The organism is Gordonia sp. (in: high G+C Gram-positive bacteria) (genome assembly GCF_012515855.1).
In the GTDB taxonomy this organism is placed as follows: Bacteria; Actinomycetota; Actinomycetes; order Mycobacteriales; family Mycobacteriaceae; genus Gordonia.
In genome coordinates this window covers 22405-30181 of the sequence record NZ_JAAYXO010000232.1, presented here as the reverse complement: position 1 = coordinate 30181, position 7777 = coordinate 22405, and the positions used below count along the sequence as shown (strand labels likewise).

Annotated in this window: 9 protein-coding genes; 6 read left to right on the top strand and 3 right to left on the bottom strand. The window is 68.0% G+C overall.

The window, feature by feature from the left end; all coding sequences use genetic code 11:
• On the bottom strand, window positions 1–173 hold a 173-nt coding region (locus GX543_RS16995; RefSeq protein ID WP_290853652.1), incomplete at its 3' end, for an FABP family protein.
• Between the two features lie 24 nt (window positions 174–197).
• A complete protein-coding gene (locus GX543_RS16990; protein WP_290853649.1) occupies window positions 198–1151 on the bottom strand; it encodes a DMT family transporter in 954 nt (317 codons plus the stop codon).
• Between the two features lie 169 nt (window positions 1152–1320).
• Here GX543_RS16990 and GX543_RS16985 point away from each other — a divergent pair, with 169 nt between their 5' ends.
• Both GX543_RS16985 and GX543_RS16980 read left to right on the top strand, forming a co-directional pair.
• Complete coding sequence (locus GX543_RS16985; RefSeq protein WP_290853648.1) at window positions 1321–2067, top strand: hypothetical protein; 747 nt, start codon at window positions 1321–1323, stop codon at window positions 2065–2067.
• Between the two features lie 9 nt (window positions 2068–2076).
• The gene (locus GX543_RS16980; RefSeq protein ID WP_290853647.1) at window positions 2077–2826 is read left to right on the top strand and encodes an alpha/beta hydrolase; all 750 of its coding nucleotides are present in this window, start codon (window positions 2077–2079) and stop codon (window positions 2824–2826) included.
• Between the two features lie 7 nt (window positions 2827–2833).
• Here GX543_RS16980 and GX543_RS16975 read toward each other — a convergent pair whose 3' ends face one another.
• Entirely contained in the window at window positions 2834–3769 is a 936-nt protein-coding gene (locus tag GX543_RS16975) for an oxygenase MpaB family protein (protein WP_290853646.1), read from the bottom strand.
• A 100-nt stretch (window positions 3770–3869) separates the two neighbouring features.
• On the opposite strand from GX543_RS16975, the gene GX543_RS16970 reads away from it, so the two are divergent.
• The 4 genes from GX543_RS16970 to GX543_RS16955 all read left to right on the top strand — a co-directional run bounded on the left by GX543_RS16970 (window position 3870) and on the right by GX543_RS16955 (window position 7708).
• Window positions 3870–4532 carry a hypothetical protein gene (locus tag GX543_RS16970; RefSeq protein WP_290853645.1) on the top strand — a complete coding sequence of 221 codons (663 nt, stop codon included), beginning with the start codon at window positions 3870–3872 and terminating at the stop codon, window positions 4530–4532.
• Window positions 4533–4560: 28 nt separating this feature from the next.
• The gene (locus GX543_RS16965; protein ID WP_290853643.1) at window positions 4561–5622 is read left to right on the top strand and encodes an o-succinylbenzoate synthase; all 1062 of its coding nucleotides are present in this window, start codon (window positions 4561–4563) and stop codon (window positions 5620–5622) included.
• A gap of 155 nt (window positions 5623–5777) precedes the next feature.
• Window positions 5778–7115, top strand: coding sequence for a cytochrome P450 (locus GX543_RS16960; RefSeq protein WP_290853640.1), 1338 nt, complete (start codon window positions 5778–5780; stop codon window positions 7113–7115).
• Window positions 7116–7117: 2 nt separating this feature from the next.
• Entirely contained in the window at window positions 7118–7708 is a 591-nt protein-coding gene (locus tag GX543_RS16955) for a TetR/AcrR family transcriptional regulator (protein ID WP_290853639.1), read from the top strand.
• The last annotated feature ends 69 nt before the right edge of the window (window positions 7709–7777 follow it).

Sequence of the window (7777 nt, the reverse complement as noted above, 5' to 3'; positions counted from 1 at the left end):
GGCGCCTGGGTCTTGGAGCGATAGAACAGGAACGGCTTACCGCTGGGCGTCAGCTCCAATTCCTCGTCGTAGGTGAAGCTGTCGATGGTGGCGTAGTGGCCTGCGCCCTTGCCGCGCCACAGGCCCGCGAAGCCGGCGAGTGGACCGAGGGGATCACGCGAAGAATCGGACATGCCTTCGAGGCTAGCCGCACCCCGCTACCCGACGGTCGGAATCTCGGTCTCGACGGCGGGTCGCTCACCCATCTTCACCACGATCACGCCCGCCAGCACCAGGGCGCCGCCGACCAGCTGGATGCGCTCGGGCACCTGGTCCAGCAGCAACCACGCGGCGATGATCGCGGCGAGGACTTCGGTGAGCGCGACGAACGACGCCAACCGCGGAGCCAGGCGACGAACGGCCGCGATCCCGGTGAAGTACGCGAGTGCCGCCGTGATGAATCCGAGTGCCAGCACCGGCACCCACCAGCCGAAGGGATGCGCGGCGAGGAGCACGTCGTCGCTGGAGGCCGTCATCGGGAGCACGCCGACGAGGCCCGCGACGCTGAGCATCAGGGCCGCATACGTCAGACCGCCGGCGGCCATCGCGATCGCGGGCAGCGCGGTGCCGGAGTGCCCCGACATCACGAAGTAGCCGGCGTTGCCGATCATCGCACCGATGGCCCACGCGATGCCCGCGGCGTCCAAGGAGACGGTGCCGAACAACTGCAGAACCAGAACCAGCCCGGCGGCCGCGATCAGGGTGCCGAGAAAGGTGAGGCGGGTCGGTGCCTGACCATGCCGGAACCACATCCACGCGACCACCGCGACCGGCGACGTGTATTCGATCAGCAGGGCGACGCCGACGTCGAGCGTCGAGACCGCATAGAAGTAGCAGAGCTGTGGAACCGTGACCGCGACGAACCCGTACGCGGCCAGAGTCAGATGGTTGCGCCGGTCGGCCAGCAACGACCACCGTCCGCGCATCGCGTAGGCGGCGGGGATCGCCAGGGCAGCGGCGCCGATCGCGATGCGAACCGTGACGGCGGCACCCGACGACCATCCGGTGTCCTGAAGGGCCCGCGCGAAGGGGCCCGACATGCCGAACGAGACCGCGGAGACCACCGCGAAGACCAGGCCGGTACTGATCCGCCGACCGCTGTTGACCTGCATTCGGCAAGACTATCGAGGCTGTGATGGACGCGGCGATCGCAGGTGCGCCCGTCCGTTGGGCGCCGGTCCGTCGCAGTGTTACGCCATGACATCTCGGGGGAGTTGGCCGCCGCACGGTCCGCAGGTTCCGCCTCAGCAGTTTCCCGCAGGGCCGGCCCCGTACGGAGGGATGCCGGGCGCATACCCACCCGCAGCGCCGTACGGTGCGCCCGGCGGCCAGTCCTGGTCTGCTGCGGGGCCCGGCTACGCGGTCCGACCGCCGCAGGCGCAGAACCGTCGGAAGAACGGCATCGTGTTCGGTGCGGTGGCTGCGGTGGCGTTCGTGATCTGCACGACCGTGGTCGACGTCGTGCTGTGGGGTCTCATGGAGGTCGTCGGCGTCTACCGCACCTGGCCGTATGTTCTCGCTTTCCTCGCGGACCCGCTCGTCGTCTGCTTGGTGGCTGCGGTGATCGTGTTCTCGGTCGACACCGGGATTCGCGCACGAACCGGCGCTGCGGTTGCGGCAGCTGTCGCGGTCCTCTTCAGCGTGATCAACGCGGTGCTGAACACCGCGAATGTGCTCGGCGGGTGGCAAGGAGCGATCGGCGAAGTGACCCTGTCGTCAGGCTGGATCTACACGCAGGTCTTCATCACCTCAGCCTCGATTGTCGGAGCCTGGGTGCTCGCCCGACGGACGAGCCTGCTGGCGCTCATCGCGGCCGTCGTCGGCGGCGCCCTGGTGACCGGTTTGGTGGCTGCCAGTCGCGGCTTCGGTTTGGACATCGGCTTCTGGCCGCTGAGCACCTTCGCCTTCTACTGGATGCCGATGACGTTGATCTGCGTCGGGGCGAGCTGGCTCGCCGTCGTATCGACAAGCTCGCGACCGGGGATCGCCTGTACTCTGCCGCATGACCTGCCCGACACGCGGTACTAGGCTGAGCTGATGCGTGTTGTGAGAAGCGTCGACCCGTCCGCGCCGAACCTGGCGGTGGACGTCTCCGGTCGGCTCGAGGGCCAGACCCCCGTGGTGCTGATTCACGGGATGGGCGGGGACCACACCACGTGGCGGCCCGCAGCGAAGGTGCTGCGCGCCGCCGGTCGTCCGACGATCGCGGTGGATCTGCGCGGGCACGGGCGCAGCGAGCACGCCGACAGCTATCTGCTCGACGACTTCTCGCGGGACATCGAACGAGTGGTTCAGGAGCTCGGCCTCGATCGTTTCGATCTGGTCGGGCACTCGCTCGGCGCGCATGCTGCGCTCCGCTACGCCATGGGCAGCCCGGACCGCGTCCGCAGGCTGGTGCTCGAGGAAGTGCCGCCGATGCCGCGCGACGACGCCGATCTCGCCGAACAGATCGCGCCGTCGGCAACCCTCGGCGAGCGAGTTCGTGGACTGCGTGCACTGGCGGCCAACCCCGGTCCGTTCCTTCGCTTCGACCGTGCCCTGCCCGCGACCGTCACCGGTCAGTTCGACGTGCCGGACAGGCTGTGGTGGGAGCGGCTCGGCGCGGTCGACGCCCCGACGCTGGTGATCTCCGGCGGTGCGCGCAGCTTTCTCCCGGGGCGACTGCTCGAGACCGTCGCCGAGGCGCTGCCCGACGGTCGTTTCGTCACCATCGACGCAGGCCACAGCGTTCACCGCGACGCGCGCCCGGAGTTTCTCTCGGCGCTGTCGAGACACGTGGACGGCTGAACCGCCGCTACGGAACGGAGGGTGCGTACGCGGGCTTGTTGTGCAGGCGTCGCGGGTCGACGCCTGTGCGCTGCCAGCCTTCGACGGCCCACGACACGTACAGCATCCGTACCGGCAGGCGGTTGATCACCGGGTTGATGCCGCGCATGAAGGCTGCGAAGCGATCGAATCGGCGCTGCTTGGCGGGGCTCCAGTCGAGCTCGCACACCTCGCGCATCTGGCGCGGGAGCGTGCCGACGATCACCGTCTGGAAGAAGCCGTTGAGGGGTGCGGCGAGCACGCGCCAGACGGGCTTGGGCAGCCACTTCGGTCCCGGCACGCCGTGCCGCAGGTAGCCGGTGGCGTACATGATGGTCCGCGTCGGGACGAACTTGTCGCACATCGACTCCCAGTACCGGCAGAACTCGTCGTACGTCTGCGGCTGGCTTCGCGCCGACACCCCGTACAGCTGGTACCAGGTCTTGCTCTCTTCGAAGATCTGCACCTTCTCCTCGTACGACAGCCGACGGATGAAGGTGTCGGTGACGAAGAGGACCTGGTCGACGAAGGTCGCGTGCGCCCAGTAGTACAGCTCCGGGTTGAGGGCGTGGTACCGCGAGCCGTCGCTGATGGTGCCCTTGATGTCGCGATGGAAGTCGCGCACGCGGCGACCCCATTCGTGCGGCTGGTCGGAGTACACGGTGCGCATGATGGGCGGCCCCGACCGTCGGGCGCGCCCGAGGAAGTCGGAGAAGATCACCGAGTGGTCCTCGACGCCCTGTGCGAGTTGCTCGATGCAGTTCTCGGTTCCGGCGAGGCGCTGGAATCCGAGCAGTCCGCGCACGTCGCCGTAGAACTTCCACACCAGGGAGTCGGCGCCGAGGCGAAGGTCGATGCTGTCGATGTCGACGTAGGCGGGCTCGGCCTCGCGGATGCCGGTCTCGAAGTCGTCCACAGTGGTCATGGCTCGACACTATCGCCGTGATGGAACAAATGTAAATATCTGTCCCTAAGTTTCAGAGGGGTGATTTTGTTGCTGATGCAAGCAGGATAGGGTGGCGACCATGACTGTCTCCGTGCCCTGTCCGGCGCCGCCATCGCGGGAGCGCTGGTCCGGCCTGTATGCCGGGACCGTCATCGCGGTGGCCTTCGTGATGGGATCTTTCCTCTTCGAGGCGCTGGTGCAAGCGGTTCGATTCAACATCAACAGCGTCTACGTCGCATGGATGTGGTTCGGACTCATTCCGGCGATGGTGGCTGCGGTCGCCGTGGCGATTGTCGCCGATCCCGCACTCCGCAAGGCGCAGACGGTCGCGATAGCGGCCTTCGCCGCCTTCGGCATGTGGATGGTGGCGCAATCGGTGGTGAGTCTGCAGTTGCTCGGCGCGGTGCCCGACAGCCTCTGGGGTGTTGCGTGGGGTCTGCCCAGCGTTCTCGGCAAGCTCGGCCTGGTGCTCATCGCCGCCGCGTGGATTCTGGGGCATCGGCGGCATCCGTGGTCGTTGGCGGCCGCGCCGGCGGCCGGTGCGCTGGCGTACCTGTTCGGCGCGTACGCCGGTGACGTGGTCGAGGTGGCGGGCTTTCCGGCCCCGCTCGACGTCGCCTGGCGCGCGCTGTTCGTCGACACGATCCCCGGTGTCGCCTCGGTGGTGCTGGCCTGCTGGCTCTCCGTGGTCCTCGATCACTTGCTCGCGCGGCGCGCAGCGGTGGTCGACGACGCCGGGTAGAAGCGCGAGCGGGGGTTACCCTGGCCGCATGGTCTTCTCGCAACCCTCCGGACGCAACAAGCAGTCGCTCTTCGGCACCTCCGACGATCGGAAGAAGGTCGCGCCGACCTTCCGGCTGCAACCGAAGAACCCGCCGCCGCCCTCGATGCCGACGGCCGACGATCTTCTCGAGACGGCCACGGTGGTCGCCCTCCCGATGCGCACCCGTTTCCGTGGCGTTCGGGTCCGCGAGGCCCTGATCTTCCGCGGGCCTGCCGGTTGGGGTGAGTTCGCGCCGTTCGCCGAGTACGACGATGCCGAGGCCAAGCTCTGGTTGGCGGCGGGGATCGAAGCCGCCTACCTCGGCGCCCCCGAGCCGGTGCGCAGCGAGGTCCGGGTCAATGCGACGGTGCCCGCGGTGCCTGCCGACGAGGTCGCCGCGCTCGTCGCGCGCTACCCGGGGGTCGACACCGTCAAGGTGAAGGTGGCCGAGGCCGGCCAGACGCTCGATGACGACGTCCAGCGCGTCGCCGCCGCTCGGGACCTCGTGGAGAACGTCCGGATCGATGCCAACGGCGGATGGTCGGTGGCGCAGGCCGTCGAGGCGATCGCGGCGATCGGCGAGGTCGAGTACGTCGAGCAACCGTGCCGCACCGTCGAGGAACTCGCGGAGGTTCGTCGGGCGGTGTCGGCGCCCATCGCTGCCGACGAGTCGATCCGCCGGTCCGGTGATCCGATGCGCGTGGCCGCCCTGGACGCCGCCGACATCGCCGTGCTCAAGGTGGCGCCGCTCGGCGGGATGCGGGCCCTGATCGCGCTCGCGCACAAGTTGCCGATGGACGTGGTGGTCTCGAGCGCACTCGACACCGCGGTCGGCATCTCGTCCGGAGTCAGTGCTGCGGCCGCGCTGCCCGGCCTGCACCGTGCGTGCGGGCTGGGGACGGGGGAGTTGTTCACGCGGGACGTCGCGCCGTCGTTCCGCATCGAGCACGGGGTGGTGACGCCGCGGCGGGTGGAGCCCGGCATCGACCTTCCGCTCGCCTCCGATGAGCGCACGCAGTGGTGGCACGACCGTCTGCGACGCTCCCATGCGCTGCTGATCGGCCGCTGATTGCGACCCGGCGCCGACTGCGTCGGCTCTCCATGAGGAGCCGGTGCGACGATTTCTAGAATATGTCCCAAGGGCTATAGACACAGATCATTCCATTTGTTTCAATTGCGGTATGGGCGGCGTCACACGGACGCGCCGGAGACCGAGGAGAAACCATGGTTACGCAACTCGCTCAGCCGGAAGTCGGAAGTGGTCTGCGTGCGGTTCCGCTCAGCGACCGCAACGGGGTGTTGGAGATCCTGCAGATGCGGCGAGACCCGTTCGGGTTCGCGGAGCGTAAGCGACTGCGGTTCGGCGACGTGTCGGGGATGAATGCGTTCGGCCTGCGCATCGTGACCTGTTCGGGCGCGGCGGCGGCCAACGAGATCCTGATGAACAAGGATCGTGCGTTCGCCAACGCCCCGGCGTGGAGCTACTTCATCGGTCCGTTCTTCAATCGCGGCATCATGCTCCTCGACTTCGACGAGCACCGGCATCACCGGCACATCCTGCAGCAGGCGTTCACGCCCAAGGTGCTGCAGGGCTACCTCGGTGAACTGCAGCCGATGGTCGTCGACCGCGTGTCACGCCTGCCGGTGGGCGACATCAAGATGTTCTCCGAGTTGAAGGCGCTGACCCTCGACGTCGCGCTCGAGGTCTTCCTCGGGCTGGAACTGCCGAAGCACGAGGCCGACCGTCTCAACAAGGCGTTCATCGAGACCGTCCGCGCCGGCGTGGCCTACGTGCGCAAGCCGGTCCCGGGCGGCCGCTGGTGGAAGGGGCTGCGGTCGCGCAAGATTCTGGAGGAGTTCTTCTACGCCCACATCGACGCCAAGCGGGCCACCCAGACCCCCGACCTCTTCTCCGTGCTGTGCCACGCGGAGGGCGAGGACGGCGAGCGGTTCACCGATGAGGACGTCGTCAACCACATGATCTTCGTCCTGATGGCCGCGCACGACACGTCGACCATCACCATGACGCAGATGGCGTACTGGATGGCCAAGCATCCCGAGTGGCAGGAGAAGGCTCGCGCTCAGTCGTTCGAGATCGGGGAGAACCTCGAGTACTCGAACCTCGCCGACCTCACCGTCCTCGACGCGATCATGAAGGAGTCGCTGCGCCTGTGTCCGCCGGTCCCCGCGCAGCCGCGGATGGCGATCAAGGACACCGAGGTCCAGGGCTTCTTCATCCCCGAGGGCACCATCGTCACCGTTCCCCAGCTGATCAATCACCGCGACCCGCAGTACTACTCGCATCCCGCGATGTTCGACCCGGACCGGTTCTCGCCGGAGCGCGCCGAAGACAAGGGCCACCGGATGGCCTGGATGCCGTTCGGCGGCGGTGTGCACAAGTGCATCGGCCTGTACTTCGGCCAGATGGAGATCAAGACGGTGATGCACCACCTGCTCCGCGAGTACGAGTGGTCGGTGCCCGCGGACTACGAGATGCCGATGGACTACAGCGCGTTGCCGGTGCCGAAGGACAAGCTGCCGGTCCGACTGCGCCGGCGGTAGTCGTGCCCGCCACGCGGAAGGCTCGGATCACCGCATCGGTGCCCGAGCAGGAACAGGAGATCCTGGCGGCGGCCGCCGACGAGTTCGCCGCCGTCGGGCTCCGCAAGGCCAGCATGGACGAGGTCGCGCGCACCGCGGGCGTCAGCCGATCGACGCTCTACCGCCGGTTCCCGAACAAGGAGGCGCTCTTCCAAGCGGTGGCGATGGAGACCTTCGAGACGGGGCTGAGTCGACTCGAGGACGCGGCGGTCGGACTGGCCCCGCGCGACGCGGTGGTCGAAGCCTTCGCGTTGGGCGCCGAGATGGTCCAGGCCTCGCCGCTGCTGCACCGTGTGGTCTACGAGGACAACTCCGTGCGCGACCTGCTCGGCGGCGTCGGTGCGTTGTTCATCGAGGTGGTCACCGCCCGGGTCGCCGACACACTGCGCTCGTGCGGTGCCACCATGCCCGACGATGCCCTCATGCAGGCCGTCGAGATTCAGGTGCGAATCGTCATGTCGTACCTGGCCGTCCCGGCCAGCGATCCGGAGCGAGCGGCACCCGAGTACGTCCGCGGCATCGCCGCCGACTTCCTGGCCCCGATGATCCACTGACCCCGCGCCGCGACTGCGGCTCGCCCCATCCATCCCTCCGACCAAGCCATCACCGACTGGAGTCTCTGT